Below are 17,297 nucleotides of genomic sequence, written 5' to 3'. Positions count from 1 at the left end.
CACGTTTCACAGGCCGTCGGCGGCGAAGGCCGGGGCCAGCTCCCTGCGCAGGTACCACTCGGTGTTCAGCAGCCGGGCCTGGTCCGCCTCGGGCAGCCCGGCGAGCTGCGCGAAGCCCGCGCCGCGCTCGACCTCCGATGCGTGCGCCAGCGCGGCGTCCCGCTTGCGCCCCGCCCAGGCGGTCACGTCCAGCGCGGCGCCGATCAGCTCGTCGGGGGTGCCGGGCACCGTGCCCTCCTCGACGGGCCCGAACACGGCGCTCCACAGGGGGAGTACGACCGAGCGCGGCAGCGTGACCAGGGCGAGGGAGCGCGGCTGCCAGGGCTCGCCCGCCTCCGGGCGGAACTGCGCGCAGCCCGCGGCCTCGGCGGCCATGAGGGTGGCCCGGTGCGCGTGCACATGGTCCTCGTGCCCGTAACCGCCGTAGGCGTCATAGGTGACGAGCACGTCGGGCCTGAACTCCCTGATGTGCGCGACCAGTTGCCCCACCGTCTCGTCCAGCGGGGCGTCCACGAAGCGGGGCGCGCCGGGCGCCGAGGCGGGCACCCGCGCGTCGGCGCACCCCAGCATCCGGGGCGGACCCGCGCCGAGGATGTCCAGCGAGCGCGCCAACTCCCCCGCGCGTACGGTCCCTTCGGTCCACGTACAGGTGACGACGGCGGTGCGGGCGCCGGCGTCCGCCCAGCGCGCCAGGGTGCCGCCGGTCCACAGCGCCTCGTCGTCGGGGTGCGCGTGCACGCACATCAGGCTCGGCTCGCCCATCGTTCCTCCCCATCGGACCCGCCGGCCGCCCCGGCGCCGGCCCCCTCGGTTCTGCGGCCCGGCCGACCCTAGCCGGGCGACGCAGCTCACACCGGGAAGCCCAGCGAAACTTTTGCGTTTCGCTGGCGGGGTGCCCTACTCTCGATGGAGTACGAAACCGTTTCGGTTCCCTCGCCCCGACCGCCGGGCCCTCGCCGGCCGCTCCGGTCGCCTCGGCGCGGGGGACGTCCGCAAGGAAGCCATGACCTCCACGTCCGCACCGGTGCCCGCCCCTGCCTCGGCGCGCGAGGGCGCGCGCAGAACGAGGCTGACCCCCGAGCGGGAGCGCGAGCTGTACGGCGCGGTGCTGGACCTCGTACGCGAGGTCGGCTACGAGGCCATGACGATGGACGCCGTGGCCTCCCGCTCCAAGTGCAGCAAGGCCACCCTGTACCGCCAGTGGCAGGGCAAGCCCCGGCTGGTGTCGGCGGCGATGCGGCACTGCAAGCCGTTCTCGCTGGACGGCCTCGACACCGGGTCGCTGCGCGGCGACCTGTACGAGCTGGCGCGCCGCATCGGCGGCGCGAAGAAGGACATCGACCTGATGCGCGGCGTCGTGCTGGCCATCCGCAAGGACGCGGATCTCGCGGCCGCGATGCACGAGGCGATCATCCAGCCGGAGACCGAGGCGATGCGGGGCATGGTGGAGCGCGCCGTGGAGCGCGGTGAGGTGGCCGACGACCACCCCTCCATCCCGTTCTTCCCGCACATGATCAACGGTGCCTGCTTCTCCCGCCCGATGCTGGAGCAGCGCGAGGCGGACACCGAGTACCTCAAGCGCTACGTGGACACCGTGGTCCTCCCGCTCTTCATGCCGGAGCAACGCGGCATGCCGGAGTGACGCGGCACCCCGGAATGACGCGGCATGCCCGAGTGATGCCGCGGCCGTCCATGCCGGAGTGAGACCCCGGCGCGGCCGGCGCACCCACCGACCACCCGGAACGGCACAAGTCCGCACCCTCGCGGCAGCCCGGCCGGGCACCGCACCACAGACCCTCGAAGGACCCCGTATGCCGACGACTTCTCCCGACACGCGCGTCGACGGCGCTCCACCGTCCACGCCGACGACCGCACCGCGGCACGCGGGCACCGCAGAGCCCGCTCCCGCGCCGCACCGCTGGTGGGCGCTGGTCGTGATCGGCCTCGCCCAGCTCATGGTGGTGCTGGACGCGACGATCATGAACATCGCGCTGCCCTCGGCCCAGTCCGACCTGGGCTTCGACAACGACGGCAGGCAGTGGGTCGTGACGGCCTACTCGCTCGCCTTCGGCAGCCTCCTGCTGCTCGGCGGGCGCCTCGCCGACCTGCTCGGGCGCAAGACCACGCTGCTGATCGGCCTCATAGGCTTCGCCGGTTCCTCGGCTCTCGCCGGGGCGGCGAACGACTTCTCGCTGCTGGTCACCGGGCGCGCCCTGCAGGGTGTGTTCGGCGCCGTGCTCGCGCCCTCCGCGCTGTCCCTGCTGACCACGACGTTCACCGACCCCAAGGAGCGCTCCAAGGCGTTCGGCGTGTTCGGTGCGATCGCGGGCAGCGGCGGCGCCATCGGGCTGCTGCTCGGCGGCTTCCTCACCGAGCACCTGAACTGGCGCTGGACCCTCTACGTCAACCTCGTGATCGCGGCGGTCGCGGTCGTCGGCGCGCTGGTGTTCATCCGCCGCCCCGCCGCCACCCACCGCCCCCGGCTCGACCTGCTGGGCACGGTGCTGATCTCGGCCGGCGTGTTCTCCATCGTGTTCGGCTTCTCCAACGCGGAGACGCATAGCTGGGGCAACTGGATGTGCTGGGCGTTCCTGGCCGCCGGCGGGGTGCTGGTGGTGCTCTTCGCGCTCTGGCAGATGAAGGCGAAGAACCCGCTGCTGCCGCTGCGGATCCTCGGCGACCGCAACCGCGCCGCCTCGATCCTGTCGGTGTTCATCTCCGGCGCGGGGATGTTCGGCGTCTTCCTCTTCCTGACCTACTACCTCCAGCAGGTGCAGGACTACACGCCGGTGCGCACCGGTGTGGCCTTCCTGCCGATGGTCGGCTGCCTGATGCTGATGGCCCAGGTGTCCACCAACCTGCTGATCCCGAAGATCGGCCCGAAGCCGGTCGTGCCGCTCGGCATGGGCCTGGCGGCCGCGGGTCTCATCTGGCTGACCCAGCTCGACGCGGGCAGCAACTACGCGGCGCACGTGCTGCCTTCGCTGCTGGCGCTCGGCCTGGGCCTCGGCATGATCATGCCGGTCGCGATGAGCCTGGCCACCCTCGGCGTCGCGCCGCGGGACCAGGGCGTGGCCTCCGCCTCGATCAACACGATGCAGCAGGTGGGCGGTTCGATCGGCACGGCGCTGTTCAGCACCATGGCCTCGCACGCCGCGACCAACTACATCAAGGACCACGGCCCCTCCAAGGCGAACGCGGTCGAGGCGAGCCTGCACAGCTACTCCACCGCGTACGCGTGGGCAGCCGGCTTCTTCGTCGTGGGCCTCGTGGTCACGCTGCTGCTGTACCGCGCGGGCCGTCCGCTCGCGCAGCACGCCGCCGCGCAGAAGGAGCAGGCCGCCGAGGAGGCCGCGGAGCAGGCGGCGGAGGCCGGTACGGCCCCGCAGCCGCGCGCCCCGATCACCGAGTCGCCCGTGCCGGACACCCCCGCGGGTCTCGTGGGTCCCGGCGTACGCGGCCGGGTGCTGGACGAGTCCGGCGCGCCGGTCCCCGAGGCCGCCGTCACCCTCATCGACCCCTCGGGCCGCCAGCTCGGGCGCGCCGCGACCGCGCACGACGGCTCGTTCTCGGTGCAGGCGCCGGGCGAGGGCAGCTACATCCTGGTGGGCTCGGCGAACGGCCGTCAGCCCAAGGTCGCCACGCTGAGCGTGGACGCGGGCCCGCTGGACCACGATGTGGTGCTGGCCGGCACGGCGGGTCTGACCGGCACCGTGTGGGCCGGCGCCGAGCCGGTGTCCGGCGCGCTGGTCGTGGCCACCGACGTGCGCGGCGAGGTCGCGCAGGCCGTCACCTCGGGCGAGGACGGCGGCTACCGGCTCGCCGAACTGGTGCCGGGCGCCTACACGTTGACCGCGAGCGCCACGGGCTTCCAGCCCTTCACGTGCTCCGTCGAGGTCGCGGGCGGCGGGCCCACCCAGCAGGACGCGCAGCTCAAGGCCGCGGCCATGATCCGCGGCACGGTGCGCGGCTCGGGCGGCGCGCCGCTGGAGGACGCGCGGGTGTCCCTGCTGGACGCGGCGGGCAACGTGCTCGCGGTCCGCACCACGGGCGCCGACGGGGTGTACGCGTTCACCGACCTCGCGGAGGCGCAGTACACCGTGGTCGCCAGCGGCTACCCGCCGGCCGCCACCCCGCTGCGGGTCGGCGACCAGGGCGTGGAGGACTTCAACCTCTCGCTGGAGCACGCCGACTGACGACGACGGGCCACCGGACGACGGGCGACCGGACGACGGTCGGCTGACGACGGAGCGCGTACGGGGCGTTCGGCCAGTCCGGCGTGCCGGAGCACGGAGCACGCCGGAGAGCAGGGGTGCGGGACAGGTTCCCGCACCCCTGCGGTGTTTCCGCACGCCGGGCCGCGAAGGCGGGGCCTCCGCACCCTTGCCGCCGTGCGCGGCAGCGCCCAGTCTGGGCGGGGCGCTGCGCTTCCCTGGCCGGACGACCGGAAGAGGCCCATGAAACCTCCTGTGTTCGCGTACCTGGCGCCCCAGCACCTCGACGAGGCCCTGGAGCTGGCCGCACGCGGCGGCGACCGCACGGCGCCGCTGGCCGGCGGCCAGAGCCTGGTGCCGCTGCTCAACCACCGCCGCTTACGCCCCGCCGCCGTACTCGACCTCAACCGCCTGCGGGGCCTGGACACGGTCACGTACGAGACAGAGGAGCCGCCGCCCGTACGGAACGGGGCTACGCGCAACGGGGCCACGGGGAACGGGGAGACCGGCCGTGACCTCGTACGCATCGGCGCGCTGGCCCGGCTGCGGACCCTGGAGCGTGACGCGCGGCTCGCGGCGGCGCTCCCGGTGCTGCGGGAGACGGTGCGGCTGGTGGCGCATCCGCAGATCCGCAGCCGCAGCACCCTCGGCGGCTCGCTCTGCCACGCCGACCCGGCAGCCGAACTGCCCGCGCTGGCCCTCGCGTTGGGCGCCCGGCTGCGGCTGAGTTCGCTGGGCGGCGAACGCGTCGAGGAGGCGGCGGACTTCTACCGCCCCGGCGGCGCCACCTCGCGGCGCCCCGACGAACTGCTCACCGCCGTCGACCTGCCCCTCGACCCGGGCTTCCGATTCCGTTTCGAGGAGGTCACCAGGGCGGGCCAGGACGGCTTTCCGCTGGTCGGCGTGTGCCTGGGCGTCCGCTGCGCCGAGGACGGCACGGTGACGGCGGCACGCCTCGCCGCCGCCGGAGTCGCCGACAGGCCCCTCCGACTGGCGGACGCCGAGCGGGAGTTGAGGGGGCAGCGCCTGGCCGCGCTCGCCGCGGGAGAGCTGCCCGCCGTGCTGGAGGCGGCGGCCGACGGATCGGCGCCGCGCTCGGACCACCACGGCAGCGCCGACTACCGCAGGGCGCTGCTGCGCACGGTCGTCCGCCGCGCGGCGGCCCACCTCGCCGAGACCGCGGGACACTCCGTACGAGGGGGCGAGGCGGAATGAGCGAGGCGCAGGCGTACGAGGTGAAGCTGACCGTCAACGGCGCCGAGCGCGCGGCGCGGGCCGAGGCGCGCACGCTGCTCAGCGACTTCCTGCGGCACGGGCTCGGGCTCACGGGCACGCACGTGGGCTGCGAGGAGGGCGTGTGCGGCGCGTGCACGGTGCTGCTCGACGGCGAACCGGTGCGCTCCTGCCTCCTGTTCGCCGTCCAGGCCGAGGGGCGGCGGCTGGAGACGGTCGAGGGCCTGGCCCATGGCGGCGAAGGCCAACTGAGCGCGCTCCAGTGCGCGTTCCGCGACGAGCACGGGCTGCAGTGCGGCTTCTGCACCCCGGGCATCCTGATGAGCCTGACCGCAGCCGAGCGCGAGGGCCTGGCAGCCGACGAGGTGTGCGCCGAGGTGCTGCCCGGACACCGCTGCCGGTGCACCGGATACGCGGGCATCCGCGCCGCCGTGGAGCGGCACTGGAAGGAGACCGGGCGGAGGCCCGGGCGCGCGGACGCCGGGGAGGGTTCCGCATGAACGCGCAGCAGACACCGTACGAGCCGGAGCGGAAGCTGATCGGGCGGGCGCTGCCGCGCACCCAGGACGCGCGGCTGCTGCGCGGCGAGGGCCGGTTCGCCGACGACATCGAGGACTCCTCCGTGCTGCACGCCGCCGTGCTGCGCAGCCCGGTGGCGCACGGCCGCCTCACCCGCTTCGACGCGGCGGCCGCGCTGGACTCCCCCGGCGTGGCCCTGGTGCTGGGGCCCGAGGAACTGGAGCGGCACCTCGCCCCGATGCCGACGCTGTGGAACATCCCGGGTCAGCGGCAGGTGGGCATCTCCCCGGCCACCCGCACCGTGCGGTACGCGGGCGAGCCGATCGGCCTGGTGGTGGCCGGGAGCAGGGCGGCGGCCGAGGACGCGGCCGAGCGCGTGGAGCTCGCCGTCGACCCGCTGCCCGCCGTCTCCTCGACCCGCGCCGCGCTCGCCGAGGGCGCCCCGCTGCTGTATCCGGAGTACGGCAGCAACCTCGCAGGGGAGATCCGCTTCGGCGACCCGGAGGACGAGGTGGCCGCCGCCATGGACGCCGCGGCCCACGTCGTGGAGCGCGAACTCTCCGTGCAGCGCGTCGCGTACGCCTCCCTCGAACCGCGCGGACTGCTCGCCGAGTGGGTGCCGCAGCTCGGCGAACTGGCGGTGTGGAGCAGCACGCAGGTCCCGCACGGCACCCGCCAGGGACTGGCCGCGGCGCTGCGCATGCGCATCGACCGCATCAGGGTGCGCGTGCCGGACATCGGCGGCGCCTTCGGCGGCAAGACCGTGCTGTACGTGGACGAGCTGCTGGTGTGCCTGGCCGCCAAGCTGCTGGGCCGCAAGGTGAAGTGGACCGAGGACAGGGCGGAGGCGCTGACCTGCGGCTACCACGGGAGGGGTCAGAGCGCGCTGGCGCGGCTGGCGTTGGACGGCGAGGGCCGGTTCCTCGCCCTGGACGCGCGGGTCACCGGCGACCTGGGCGCCTTCGCCTCGCAGGGAGGTCCTGGACCCTTCCAGGTGACGGGGCAGATGATCGAGGGGCCCTACCGGTTCGGCGCCGCGGGCGCCACGGTGCGCGCCGTCTACACCAACGCCGCGCCCACCGGCGCCTTCCGCGGCTACGGCATGCAGGAGGCCACCTGGATCAGGGAGCGCCTGATCGCCGAGGCGGCGCGCGAACTGGGCCTGGACGCCGGTGAGTTGCGCCGCGCCAACCTCGTGCGCGCCGGCGACATGCCGTACACGACCCGCACCTTCCTCACGTACGACACCGGCGACTATCCGGCGACGCTGGACCGCGCGACGGAACTGGCGGCGGAGGTCCCCGAGCCCAGCGATCCGCCCGGCCGCCGCATCCGCCGCGGCACGGCGGTGACGCCCAGCGTGGAGATGACCGGGTTCGCGCCGTCCGCGCTGCTGGAGAGCGTCGGGACCGGGCTGAGCGGCTGGGAGGGCGGCCGGATCCGGGTGAACGAGGACGGCACGGTCACGGTGTTCGCCGGTGCCGTCTCCATGGGCCAGGGCATCGAGACGACCCTCGCGCAGATCGTCGCCGAGCAGCTCGGCGTGGAACTCGACGCCGTCTCCGTGCAGTTGGGCGACACCGACACCAGCCCGCACTCGGACGTTTCCTCGCAGGCCAGCCGCTCGGTGGTGCTCTCCGGCGGCGCGCTGCTCCAGGCGGGAGCGCGGATGCGGGAGCGGATGCTCGGCCTTGCGGCCCGGCACCTGGGCACGGCGACGGAGGACGTACGGCTGGCCGAGGGCGTGTTCACGGCGGGCAAGACCGGCGCGAAGGCGACCTGGGAGGAGGTCGCGTGGCGCGGCTGGATGGGCTGGGGCCGCGCCGAGCCGGACCGCATCCAGTTGGAGGAGACCGTCGACTACGACCCGCCGGACTTCACCTTCTCCTACGCGGCGCACGCGGCGGCCGTCGCGGTGGACCTGGACACCGGTGAGGTCACGGTCGAGGGCTACTGGACGGTCAACGACAGCGGCGTGCTGGTCAACCCCATGATCGCGTCCGGCCAGGTGCGCGGCGCCGTCGCGCAGGGCATCGGCCTCGCGCTCATGGAGGAGTCCGCCTACGACCCGCACACGGCGCGTCCGCTCGCCGGTTCGCTGGCCGACTACGCGCTGCCGGGGCCCTCCGACGTACCGGACGTGCACGTCGAACACTCCGAGACGCCCAGCGGGTTCACGCCAGGCGGCTTCAAGGGGCTCGGCGAGGGCGGCACCCTGCCGCCCTCGGCGACGATCGTGAACGCCGTGGCGGCGGCCGTCCCGGAGATCGCCGGACACCTCACGGCGACGCCGCTCACGCCGCCGCGGGTGTGGGAGATGCTGCGCGCCGCGGGGCTCACGGGCTGACGCCGCCGGGCGGCTGACGTCGGCGCGGGACTGATCGCCGCGCTGCTGACGTCGCCGCGGAGCTGATCGCCGCGCACGCGGGCGGGCCCGGCCTCGAGAGGCCGGGCCCGCCGTTCGCGGTGTGTGCCGCCGGGCGGAGCCGGCCGGGTTACAGCCTGTCGTGGATCTTCTGGAGGTGCTCGATCTCGGCGGACTGCGAGTCGATCACGTCCTTCGCGAGCTTCTTGGCCGTGGCGTTGCGCCCCTTGGCGCGCTCCTCCTCGGCCATCTCGACCGCGCCCTTGTGGTGGTCGATCATCATGCTCGTGTACTTCTTGTCGAAGTCCTCGCCCTTCGCGGCCTTGAGCTCCTTCATGTCGGAGTCCGACATCATCCCGGACATCCCGTGATCCATGCCGTGCCCCGCCGACTCCGGCTTGCCCCAGGAACGGAGCCAGGACTTCATGGTCCTGATCTCCGGCCCCTGGGCCTTCTCGATCTGCGCGGCGAGCTTCTGGACCTCCTTGTCGGAGGACTTGCCGGGCGCCGCCTGCGACATCTCCAGCGCCTGCTCGTGGTGCGGGATCATCATCTGCGCGAACATCACGTCCGCGTCGTTGAACGGCCCCGGCGCGGGCGACTCCCCGCCCTGCGACGGCTTCGCCGACTGCTCCTGCGCGCTGCCCGAGCCGTGCCCCTCGTGGCCGCCGTCCTTCTCCGTACCGTCCCCGCCGCCGCACGCGGCGAGCAGCAGGGATCCGGCCGCGACGGCACCGGCGACGGCGATCCGGCGACGGGCCGTGCGGGCAGGCTTGCGGAAGGTGATGGCGTTCATGTGTCTCAACCCTCGTTCTGTGGCTGTCGATTGACGGATGCGTGATCCGGCCCTGCGGCCGGGGCCGGACGGCCTATATCCGCAGGATCGACAGCTCGGCGAGGGCCGGCGGCCTCGGCGGCGGGTTGGGGCGGTGGGTGAGGACCGCGTACGAGAGGAGGTTGAGCGGCCGTCCGCGCAGCCGCCGCAGCACGCCGCAGAGCAGCCCGGCCAGCGCCCACACGCTCAGCACCGCCAGGCAGAGGCCGGTCATATCCATGCCGTCGCCGGGATTGTCCGGCGCGGTCAGCCCGTACGGACCGGTCACGACGGAGGCGGCGCGCTCCGGTACGGAGGCGGGGTGGCTCGGTACGGAGGCGGCGTGCTCCGGCATCGCGTGGTGCTCGCCCGATGTCGTGCCCGCTGCCTCGTACGGGGCGGAGGCGTGGCTGCCCGTGTCGTGGCCACCGCCATGGCCGCCGTGTCCGCCCGAGGAGCCCCCGGGGTGCCCGAGGGTGTGCATGACGAAGATCCCGAACACCACGGCGGCGATCAGCACGAGGCGCGCCGCGACGCCTGCCGCGCGCGTCCTGCCGCCGATGCCGTTCATGCCGGAACCTCCTTCGCCCCGAGCGTACCTACGGGGGAGGGGTATGCCGAATCCGGCCCCTCCGCCTCCTTTCCTGCCCCTCTCCCCCGCCGCCGCACCCGCCCACCAAAGGGTTAATCACCCCAGTGAGCACGCCTCCGGAAAGAAGCTAGGGCTCGTTTCCGAACGAGCGCATTCCTGGAGGAACTTGTGCGATCTTCCCGTCCGTCCCGACTTTCCGCCCTCTTCGGCGCCTCGGCCGCCGCGCTGCTGCTGGCCGGCTCCGGAGTCGCCCAGGCAGCGCAGGCGCCGGGGCCCGTCGGCGCACCGCAGCCCCCGCGCCCCGGCCACTCCTCGCAGCAGGGCCAGGGGCAGGGGCAGCAGGGTCAGGGGCAGCAGCAGGCCGGACAGCAGGACCAGCAGGGCAAGCAGGAGAGCGCGAAGCCGGCCGAGCCGTACGGCACGGTGTCCGTCGAGCGCGGCGTCAACACCCGCCAGCAGCGCAGCACCGAGTCCGCCGCGCGCGGCGTGCTGCGGCACGGCCAGAAGGTCGGGCTCGAGTGCAAGATCAGCGGCCAGCGGGTCGCCGGGAACCCCGTCTGGTACAAGCTGCGCGGCAGCGAACGCTGGGTGTCCGCCCGCTTCGTGAAGAACACCGGCGCCGTACCGCGCTGCAACTCCAAGCAGGCGGCGGTCGGCCAGCAGCAGCCGCAGAAGCAGGAGGCCCAGAAGCCCCAGGCGCACAAGCCCCAGGCGCAGAAGCCGCAGGCGCAGAAGCCGCAGGCGCAGAAGCCGGCCAAGCAGCAGGGTCAACAGCACCAGGCGCAGAAGCCCCAGAAGCAGGAGCACTCGCAGGGGCACGCGCAGCACCAGAAGCCCCAGAACCACAAGCAGCACAACCAGCCGCAGCACAAGCAGTAACCGCAGTAGCCGCAGAAGCAGCCTCAGGGCTCGTGCAACTGAGGCCCGTCCCGCGGGGATTGTGAGGTCCGGCGCCCGTCGCCACGCCGCGCCGGTCCCCTCGCGGGACACCTCCGGCACCGCACCGAGCGTGCGGTGCCGGACGCGTTGCGGCGCCCGATTGTGGAGGTCGCGGGCCTTCCGTTCTACTGGGCCGGATGACCGCGACGACCCGCACCCCGAGAACGATCGACGGCCCCGCCCTCACCCGGGCCCTCCCGCCAGGCGACGCGGTCGAGGCGCTGCGCCACGCGCTCGCCTCGGGACTGGACGTGTCCGCCACGCCGCCGCGCTCCAAAGTCCCGCTCGACGCGGGCGAGTTGCTGCTGATGCCGGCCGAGCACGGCGGGTACGCGGGGGTGAAGATCACGGGGGTGGCGCCGGACAACCCCGCGCGCGGCCTGCCCCGCATCACCGGCAGCTATCTGCTCCTGGAGGGCGCGACGCTGCGACCGCTCGCGCTCCTGGACGGCGAGACGCTGACGCTCCTGCGCACCTCGGCCGTCTCGGCGCTGGCCGTCGACTGCCTGGCCACACCGGACTCCGCGCGCCTGGCCGTCTTCGGTACGGGGCCGCAGGCACTGGCCCACGCGGTGGCCGTACACCAGGTGCGGCCCCTGACCTCCGTACACATCGTGGGCCGCACCCCGGAGAACGCCCGTTCTCTGGCCGAACGGTGCAGAGAGACGGGCATTCCCGCCGCGGTGGCCGACGCCGGAACGGCGCTGGCCGAGGCCGACATCGTGGCCTGCTGCACCTCGGCGAGCAGCCCGCTCTTCGACGGCTCGGCGCTGCAACCGCACGCCACGGTCGTCGCGATGGGGTCGCACTCGCCCCATGACCGCGAGGTGGACACGGCCACCGTGCGCCGCAGCACGGTCGTCGTCGAGGACGTGGACACCGCGCGCCGCGAGGCCGGCGACGTGGTCGTCCCGCTCGCCGAGGGCGCGCTCGCGGAGGACCGGCTGATCACACTCCAGGACCTCGTACGGGATCCGGGGCAGGTGGCAGGGGACCGTCCGCGGCTGTTCAAATCCGTCGGGATGGCCTGGCAGGACGTGGTCCTCGCGGCGGCCGCCCACCGGGGCGCCAGGGGCGAGGACGGAAACGGAAACGGCCAGGTCACCAGTGCCGGGGCCGGGTGAGCCCTTCGGGGATCCGCGTCGCGGAGTCGCCGCGCGCGGCCTCCAGTTGGGGCTGGGTCACGAACAGCGCCCCGGTCAGATCGGCGCCGCGCACATCCGCGTCCCGCAGGTCTGCGCCGGTCAGGTCGGCCCGGCGCAGATCGGCCCCGTCGAGCCGGGCGGCGACCAGCACCGCGCCGCGCAGGCAGGCGCCGCGCAGCCTGGCGCCGGTCAGCTTCGCGCCGAAGAGGTCGGCGCCGCGGCGGTCCTTCGTGCGGCCGGGGACCTCGGCGCGCGCGAGTTCGCTCGCGCGCAGGAGCAGGGGGTTGAACCGCGCGCGCAGCCCGGGCACGTCGGCGCCGGCCACCGCATCGGCGTTGTCCCTGGTCAGGTCCTCCAACTCCTGCCGCGCGGCGTCGAGTTCGCCGTGTACGGGGCGGGCCGCGGGGAGGTGCAGCGCCTCGGTCACGTACCGCAGCAGTTCGTGGATCTGCCGCATCACCGGGAACACCTCGAACATCCGGCGCGCGGTGTCCGGCGCGCTGCGCCAGTCGACGCCGCCGAAGGTGACCTGGGACACCTGCTGACCCGCGCCGAAGCAGTCGTACACGGTGCACCCCGCGTACCCGCTCTCGCGCAGCCTGTCGTGGATGCCGCAGCGGAAGTCCGCGAGGAGATTCCCGCACGGCCTGCCCGCCTCCTTGTCGGCGGCGAAGTCCGCCGAGGCGGAGAACGGCAGCGCGACACAGCACAGCCCGAAGCAGGCGGAGCAGTCGCCGCTCAACTCCGGGCGCGGGTCGGTGGTGTGGGGGCTGGACATCGGGGGTGTTCTCCTCCGTGATGCCGAGTGGGCAGCTTTTGTGGACCGTTGTCGTCCATTGTCCCGCGCCCGTGGTGGGGCTGAGCACCCTGGGAGACTGGCGGCATGACCTCCGACAGCGTTCCCGGGCCGCCGACGGGCGGAGAACGGCCGTTCTCCGCCGCGTTCGCGGGCCCGCGCCCGCAGCCGCTTCCCGAGCCGCTCCCCGTGCCCGACGCGGTCGCGTACCTGGCGGGCCGCTGGCGGGTGGCGCGCGAGATGCGCGACGCCGGGTCGGGGCACGCGGGGCGCTTCACCGGGTACGCGGAGTTCCGCGCGGCCGACGACGGCACCGGGGAGTGGCTGCACTCCGAGGAGGGCGTCATGGAGTGGGCGGGCGCGGCGCGTGAGGCGCGGCGGGTGCTGCGGCTGGCACCGCTGGGGGACGGCACGGCGTCGGTGTCCTTCGAGGACGGCCGCCCCTTCCACGAGCTGGACCTGCGGCAAGGCCGGTGGTCGGCGACGCATCCGTGCGCGGCCGACCGGTACGAGGGCGAGTTCACGGTCGTCTCGCCCGACGAGTGGCACCTGCGCTGGGAGGTACGGGGCCCAGCGAAGGACTACGTGCTGTCGTCGGTCTACGTCCGGATGTGACCGCCGGTCGGAATCACTGCGGGGCACTTCCCGCCGCGGCGGGATTCGGGTTCGTGGTTGCGCCCGGCTTGTGAGTGACGGCCCGCCCTACGACGCTCCGCGCCTCCGGCCGGGCCTCGCTCCGGCCTGCGGCGTTCCCGGGTGACGTACGAACAAGCCGTCGCGATTCGCTGCGGGGTTCCGGTCCGCCGGTTCCGCACTCGCCTCCCTGCCGGCTGCGCCCGCGCGGCCCCGTCCCGCTCTCCCGGCCGGGCCCGGGGCGAAGCCCCGGAAGCGGGGGCACCCAAGGTGCGCCCCGTCGCGGGATGGGACCGCACAGGGTCGGGGCCGCCGTTGAACTTCTACATTGCTGTAGATTTGAGCGCGGAAAACCGACGGATCGCGTGCGCGCCGGACCGCCCGGTGAACGGGCGGCCGGACAGGAGGAATCGTGGGAGTCACACTCGCCAAGGGCGGCAACGTCTCGCTGAGCAAGGAAGCACCGGGCCTGCGCGCGGTCCTGGTCGGCCTGGGCTGGGACGTGCGCACCACCACAGGAGCCGACCACGACCTGGACGCCAGCGCCCTGCTGTGCGGCGACTCCGGCAAGGTGCTCTCGGATGCCCACTTCGTCTTCTACAACAACCTGACCAGCCCGGACGGTTCGGTCCAGCACACCGGTGACAACCTCACCGGCGAGGGCGAGGGCGACGACGAGGCGATCAAGGTGGACCTCTCGGCGGTGCCGGCCGAGGTCGACCGGATCGTCTTCCCGGTCTCCATCCACGAGGCGGAGGCCCGGGGGCAGAGCTTCGGCCAGGTGCGGAACGCCTTCATCCGCGTCGTCAACCAGGAGGGCGGCGCCGAGCTCGCCCGCTACGACCTCTCGGAGGACGCCGCGTCGGAGACCGCGATGGTCTTCGGCGAGCTCTACCGGCGTGGCGACGAGTGGAAGTTCCGCGCCGTGGGCCAGGGGTACGCCTCGGGACTGGCCGGAATCGCCCAGGACTTCGGCGTCAACGTCTGAGATCTTGGGCAGCCCGGAGCGGAGAGCGGCGGCCTCCGTCCGGGAATCGGGCCGTCGCCGCGGCCGCGGCCCGTGAGGAGAGACCGGCGGCCGACTGCATCCGGCTGCCGTGCCCCGCGGGGGCGGGGCGGTCAGTCGCCGGGCGGGGTTGTGCGAGCCCCCGCCCGGCGGCCTCCTCGGGCCTCGGGCGCCCGGACCCCGCGCCCGAGAACGCTCGTTCTCGCCCGCACGGCCCGCCTCCAGCACCCCTCCCGCCCACCGCCGGTGTGCCGATGATGTGATGGCGCCCGGTACGAGAGAGGCGGAGGCGTACAGGCGTGGCACACGAAGCAATGGAGCACGGAGCCGCGGGCGAGGCGCTGACGGAGGTGCTGCCCGCAGGGCGGGTGACCACGGATCCCGACGCGATGGACCGCTACCGGCACGACGAGGCCGAGTGGGCCCCGCACGGGCGGCCGCTCGCCGTGGTGCGGCCGCAGAGCGAGGCCGAGGTGCGTGACCTGGTGCGGCACTGCGTGGCGCACCGGATTCCGCTGGTGCCGCGCGGCGCAGGCACGGGCCTGTCCGGCGGCGCGAACGCGGTCGACGGCGCGGTGATCGTCTCCTTCGAGGACATGAACCGCATCCTGGAGATCAACCCGGCGGAGCGCCTCGCCGTGGTCCAGCCAGGGGTGGTCAACGACGACCTGCGCGCCGCCTGCGCCGAGCAGGGGCTCTGGTATCCGCCGGACCCGGCCAGTTCGCCGTGGTCCACGATCGGCGGCAACACCGCGACCAACGCGGGCGGCATGTGCTGCGCCAAGTACGGCGTGACCCGCGACTACGTCCTGGGCCTGCGCATGGTCGGCGGCACGGGCGAGCCGGTCGCGCTGGGGCGGCGCACCGCGAAGGGCGTCGCCGGGTACGACCTGTGCGGGCTGCTCGTGGGCTCGGAGGGCACCCTCGGCGTGATCACCGAGATCACCGTGCGGCTCCTGCCCCAACGGCCGCCAGAGCGCACCGTCGTGGGCTACTTCGACTCCGTGGTCGCGGCCGGCGAGGCGGTCAGCGCGGTCGTCGCCGAGGGCGTGATCCCCTCGGCGCTGGAACTCGTCGACCGGCACTGCCTGGCCGCCGTCGACGAGTGGAAGAACATGGGCCTCTCCGCCGAGGCCGAGGTCGTGCTCCTGGGCCGCAGCGACACCCTGGGCCCGGCCGGCGACGCCGAGGCGGACCGGATGCTCGCGTGCTTCGAGGGCGCGGGGGCGAGCTGGGCCGCGCGCTCCACGGACCAGCACGAGGCCGACGCCCTGTTCGAGGCGCGCCGCCTGGCCTACCCCGCGCTGGAGCGGCTCGGCCCCGTACTCACCGAGGACGTGTGCGTACCGCGGGCGCTGATCCCGCGCATGCTGGCCCGCGTCGAGGAGATCGCGGCGGCGCACGACGTGCTGATCGCCAACATCGCGCACGCGGCGGACGGCAACCTGCACCCGCTGCTGATCACCCCGCCCGGCGACGAGGCGGCGCGCGCCAGGGCCCAGCTCGCCTTCGAGGAGATCCTGGACGCCGCGATCGCGCTGGGCGGCACCGTGACCGGCGAGCACGGCGTCGGCATGCTCAAGCGGCGCGGCATGGACGCCGAGCTGGGCCCGCAGGCGCTGGCCCTGCAACAGGCGGTCAAGCAGGCGCTCGACCCGTACGGGATCCTCAACCCCGGCAAGGTCGTCGGCCCCGCCTGACCCGCCCCCTTCCGGCAACTCCCGTCATCGCAGCGGCAGTCCCGCGCCCCGTTCCGACTCGGGGCGCGGGCCCGTGATGCGGCGCTCCGACTCCTCGATCCGTACGTCGTCGATGCTGGCCTCCCTGCGCGCCATGAGTCCCTCGGCGGTGAACTCCCACAGCTCGTTCCCGTAGCTGCGCCACCACTGGCCCGCCGCGTCCCGGCACTCGTACTGGAAGCGCACCGCGATCCGGTCGCCGCCGAAGCTCCACAACTCCTTGCGCAGCGCGTAGTCCAGCTCCCGCTCCCACTTCTCGCGCAGGAACTCCGTGATCTCCGCGCGCCCCGTGAGGAACCTGTCCCGGTTACGCCACACCGAGTCCTCGGTGTAGGCGAGCGCGACGCGTTCGGGGTCGCGGGTGTTCCAGGCGTCCTCGGCGGCCTGCACCTTCTGGCGGGCTGAGTCCTCGTCGAACGGCGGGAAGGGCGGACGTGCGGTCATCGCGATCGGCTCCTGTGAGGTGCGGAGATTGCAGGGAGAACGACCGTTCTCCCCGACCATGGCCTAGCCTAGAGAACGCACGTTCTCCACGGGAGGGGGAGGGTCCATGGACCTTGACGAGGCCTACGCGCGGCTGCTCGACGCCGCGGAGGAGCTGTTCTACGCACGGGGCGTCCAGGCCGTCGGCATGGACGAACTCCGGTCGGTTTCCGGGGTGTCGCTCAAGCGCGCCTACCAGTGCTTCGCCTCCAAGGAGGCGCTCGTGGAAGCCTGCCTGCGGCGCCGCGACGAGCGCTGGCGCGGTGAACTGCGGTCCTATGTGAGCGAGAACGCCCGTTCTCCCGCCAAGGCGCCGCTCGCCGTCTTCGACTGGCTGCACGACTGGTTCTCCGAACCGGGCTTCCGCGGCTGCGCGTTCCTCAACTCGCTGGGAGAGCTGGGGCCTTCCTCGGCCCCGGTCGCCGAGGCCGTGCGCGACCACAAGCGGGAGCTGCGCCGCTATCTGCGCGGCCTCACCCGGGAATTGCCGGTCCACCCCGCGGCGGCGAACACCCTCGCCGAGCAGCTCCTGCTCCTGATGGACGGCGCGACCGCGACCGCCGCGTCGGGCGGCGGTCCGGCGGCGGCACGGGACGCGCGCGCCGCCGCCGGGACCCTGCTCGACGCGGCGCTCACGGCCCCGGGCACGAGGGCGCCGGTGATGGGCAACTCCCGCACAGAGAACGCCCGTTCTCGCTCGGAGGCACGCCGCGCGGCCCGCTCCCGTACGTAGGACGCGTACGGGAACCAGGCGTACGCGGTACCCCCGCCGCACACGGAGCTCCGTACACCGCGCGCCGGCCGCACATGGCGTCCGCA

16 protein-coding genes are annotated in these 17,297 nt (G+C 73.8%); 11 read left to right on the top strand and 5 right to left on the bottom strand.

What is annotated here, in order from left to right; translation table 11 throughout:
* Positions 1–6: 6 nt before the first annotated feature.
* On the bottom strand, positions 7–762 hold the full coding sequence (locus ABEE00_RS13175; protein WP_345745592.1) for a PIG-L family deacetylase: 756 nt from the start codon (positions 760–762) through the stop codon (positions 7–9).
* 241 nt (positions 763–1,003) lie between these two features.
* On the opposite strand from ABEE00_RS13175, the gene ABEE00_RS13170 reads away from it, so the two are divergent.
* The 5 genes from ABEE00_RS13170 (at position 1,004) to ABEE00_RS13150 (ending at position 8,313) form a co-directional block, all read left to right on the top strand.
* Positions 1,004–1,642, top strand: a complete 639-nt coding sequence (locus ABEE00_RS13170; protein ID WP_345745591.1) for a TetR/AcrR family transcriptional regulator — start codon at positions 1,004–1,006, stop codon at positions 1,640–1,642.
* 169 nt (positions 1,643–1,811) lie between these two features.
* Positions 1,812–4,196 (top strand): DHA2 family efflux MFS transporter permease subunit, encoded by a 2,385-nt coding sequence (locus ABEE00_RS13165; protein ID WP_345745590.1) that lies wholly within the window; start codon positions 1,812–1,814, stop codon positions 4,194–4,196.
* A gap of 261 nt (positions 4,197–4,457) precedes the next feature.
* Positions 4,458–5,429, top strand: a complete 972-nt coding sequence (locus ABEE00_RS13160) for an FAD binding domain-containing protein (RefSeq protein ID WP_345745589.1) — start codon at positions 4,458–4,460, stop codon at positions 5,427–5,429.
* Complete coding sequence (locus ABEE00_RS13155; protein WP_345745588.1) at positions 5,426–5,947, top strand: (2Fe-2S)-binding protein; 522 nt, start codon at positions 5,426–5,428, stop codon at positions 5,945–5,947. The genes ABEE00_RS13160 and ABEE00_RS13155 overlap by 4 nt, the downstream gene beginning before the upstream one ends.
* A complete protein-coding gene (locus ABEE00_RS13150; RefSeq protein ID WP_345745587.1) occupies positions 5,944–8,313 on the top strand; it encodes a xanthine dehydrogenase family protein molybdopterin-binding subunit in 2,370 nt (789 codons plus the stop codon). Before ABEE00_RS13155 ends, ABEE00_RS13150 begins: the two co-directional genes overlap by 4 nt.
* Positions 8,314–8,461: 148 nt before the next feature.
* Here ABEE00_RS13150 and ABEE00_RS13145 read toward each other — a convergent pair whose 3' ends face one another.
* Together ABEE00_RS13145 and ABEE00_RS13140 are read right to left on the bottom strand one after the other, a co-directional pair.
* Positions 8,462–9,127 (bottom strand): DUF305 domain-containing protein, encoded by a 666-nt coding sequence (locus ABEE00_RS13145; protein ID WP_345745586.1) that lies wholly within the window; start codon positions 9,125–9,127, stop codon positions 8,462–8,464.
* A 73-nt stretch (positions 9,128–9,200) separates the two neighbouring features.
* Positions 9,201–9,716: a hypothetical protein gene (locus ABEE00_RS13140; RefSeq protein WP_345745585.1), complete on the bottom strand. Its 516-nt coding sequence runs from the start codon at positions 9,714–9,716 to the stop codon at positions 9,201–9,203.
* Positions 9,717–9,905: 189 nt separating this feature from the next.
* On the opposite strand from ABEE00_RS13140, the gene ABEE00_RS13135 reads away from it, so the two are divergent.
* On the top strand, positions 9,906–10,616 hold the full coding sequence (locus ABEE00_RS13135) for an SH3 domain-containing protein (protein ID WP_345745584.1): 711 nt from the start codon (positions 9,906–9,908) through the stop codon (positions 10,614–10,616).
* Positions 10,617–10,813: 197 nt separating this feature from the next.
* Positions 10,814–11,800 (top strand): ornithine cyclodeaminase family protein, encoded by a 987-nt coding sequence (locus ABEE00_RS13130; protein WP_345745583.1) that lies wholly within the window; start codon positions 10,814–10,816, stop codon positions 11,798–11,800.
* On the opposite strand, the gene ABEE00_RS13125 is transcribed toward ABEE00_RS13130, so the two are convergent.
* Positions 11,778–12,599 (bottom strand): pentapeptide repeat-containing protein, encoded by an 822-nt coding sequence (locus ABEE00_RS13125; protein WP_345745582.1) that lies wholly within the window; start codon positions 12,597–12,599, stop codon positions 11,778–11,780. The two genes, ABEE00_RS13130 and ABEE00_RS13125, sit on opposite strands and share 23 nt — an antisense overlap.
* A 105-nt stretch (positions 12,600–12,704) precedes the next feature.
* Here ABEE00_RS13125 and ABEE00_RS13120 point away from each other — a divergent pair, with 105 nt between their 5' ends.
* From ABEE00_RS13120 to ABEE00_RS13110, 3 genes are all read left to right on the top strand, one after another.
* On the top strand, positions 12,705–13,232 hold the full coding sequence (locus ABEE00_RS13120) for a DUF6314 family protein (protein ID WP_345745581.1): 528 nt from the start codon (positions 12,705–12,707) through the stop codon (positions 13,230–13,232).
* Between the two features lie 430 nt (positions 13,233–13,662).
* A complete protein-coding gene (locus ABEE00_RS13115) occupies positions 13,663–14,238 on the top strand; it encodes a TerD family protein (RefSeq protein ID WP_345745580.1) in 576 nt (191 codons plus the stop codon).
* Positions 14,239–14,570: 332 nt separating this feature from the next.
* Complete coding sequence (locus tag ABEE00_RS13110; protein WP_345745855.1) at positions 14,571–15,956, top strand: FAD-binding oxidoreductase; 1,386 nt, start codon at positions 14,571–14,573, stop codon at positions 15,954–15,956.
* Between the two features lie 24 nt (positions 15,957–15,980).
* Here ABEE00_RS13110 and ABEE00_RS13105 read toward each other — a convergent pair whose 3' ends face one another.
* Positions 15,981–16,439 carry a nuclear transport factor 2 family protein gene (locus tag ABEE00_RS13105; protein ID WP_345745579.1) on the bottom strand — a complete coding sequence of 153 codons (459 nt, stop codon included), beginning with the start codon at positions 16,437–16,439 and terminating at the stop codon, positions 15,981–15,983.
* A 106-nt stretch (positions 16,440–16,545) separates the two neighbouring features.
* Here ABEE00_RS13105 and ABEE00_RS13100 point away from each other — a divergent pair, with 106 nt between their 5' ends.
* Complete coding sequence (locus tag ABEE00_RS13100; RefSeq protein WP_345745578.1) at positions 16,546–17,211, top strand: TetR/AcrR family transcriptional regulator; 666 nt, start codon at positions 16,546–16,548, stop codon at positions 17,209–17,211.
* Positions 17,212–17,297 lie beyond the last annotated feature (86 nt).

Source organism: Streptomyces odontomachicola (assembly GCF_039605595.1).
In the GTDB taxonomy this organism is placed as follows: Bacteria; Actinomycetota; Actinomycetes; order Streptomycetales; family Streptomycetaceae; genus Streptomyces.
The sequence above is the reverse complement of the archived record's forward strand: the minus strand, read 5'-3'. Positions and strand labels throughout refer to the sequence as shown.

Excerpts from the sequence above, each read along its gene's own strand:
- ABEE00_RS13150 (WP_345745587.1), top strand. The coding sequence starts at position 5,944 with ATGAACGCGCAGCAGACACCGTACGAGCCGGAGCGGAAGCTGATCGGG.
- ABEE00_RS13105 (WP_345745579.1), bottom strand. The coding sequence starts at position 16,439 with ATGACCGCACGTCCGCCCTTCCCGCCGTTCGACGAGGACTCAGCCCGC.
- ABEE00_RS13155 (WP_345745588.1), top strand. The coding sequence starts at position 5,426 with ATGAGCGAGGCGCAGGCGTACGAGGTGAAGCTGACCGTCAACGGCGCC.
- ABEE00_RS13145 (WP_345745586.1), bottom strand. The coding sequence starts at position 9,127 with ATGAACGCCATCACCTTCCGCAAGCCTGCCCGCACGGCCCGTCGCCGG.
- ABEE00_RS13170 (WP_345745591.1), top strand. The coding sequence starts at position 1,004 with ATGACCTCCACGTCCGCACCGGTGCCCGCCCCTGCCTCGGCGCGCGAG.
- ABEE00_RS13130 (WP_345745583.1), top strand. The coding sequence starts at position 10,814 with ATGACCGCGACGACCCGCACCCCGAGAACGATCGACGGCCCCGCCCTC.
- ABEE00_RS13140 (WP_345745585.1), bottom strand. The coding sequence starts at position 9,716 with ATGAACGGCATCGGCGGCAGGACGCGCGCGGCAGGCGTCGCGGCGCGC.
- ABEE00_RS13160 (WP_345745589.1), top strand. The coding sequence starts at position 4,458 with ATGAAACCTCCTGTGTTCGCGTACCTGGCGCCCCAGCACCTCGACGAG.
- ABEE00_RS13175 (WP_345745592.1), bottom strand. The coding sequence starts at position 762 with ATGGGCGAGCCGAGCCTGATGTGCGTGCACGCGCACCCCGACGACGAG.
- ABEE00_RS13120 (WP_345745581.1), top strand. The coding sequence starts at position 12,705 with ATGACCTCCGACAGCGTTCCCGGGCCGCCGACGGGCGGAGAACGGCCG.
- ABEE00_RS13165 (WP_345745590.1), top strand. The coding sequence starts at position 1,812 with ATGCCGACGACTTCTCCCGACACGCGCGTCGACGGCGCTCCACCGTCC.
- ABEE00_RS13100 (WP_345745578.1), top strand. The coding sequence starts at position 16,546 with ATGGACCTTGACGAGGCCTACGCGCGGCTGCTCGACGCCGCGGAGGAG.
- ABEE00_RS13125 (WP_345745582.1), bottom strand. The coding sequence starts at position 12,599 with ATGTCCAGCCCCCACACCACCGACCCGCGCCCGGAGTTGAGCGGCGAC.
- ABEE00_RS13110 (WP_345745855.1), top strand. The coding sequence starts at position 14,571 with ATGGAGCACGGAGCCGCGGGCGAGGCGCTGACGGAGGTGCTGCCCGCA.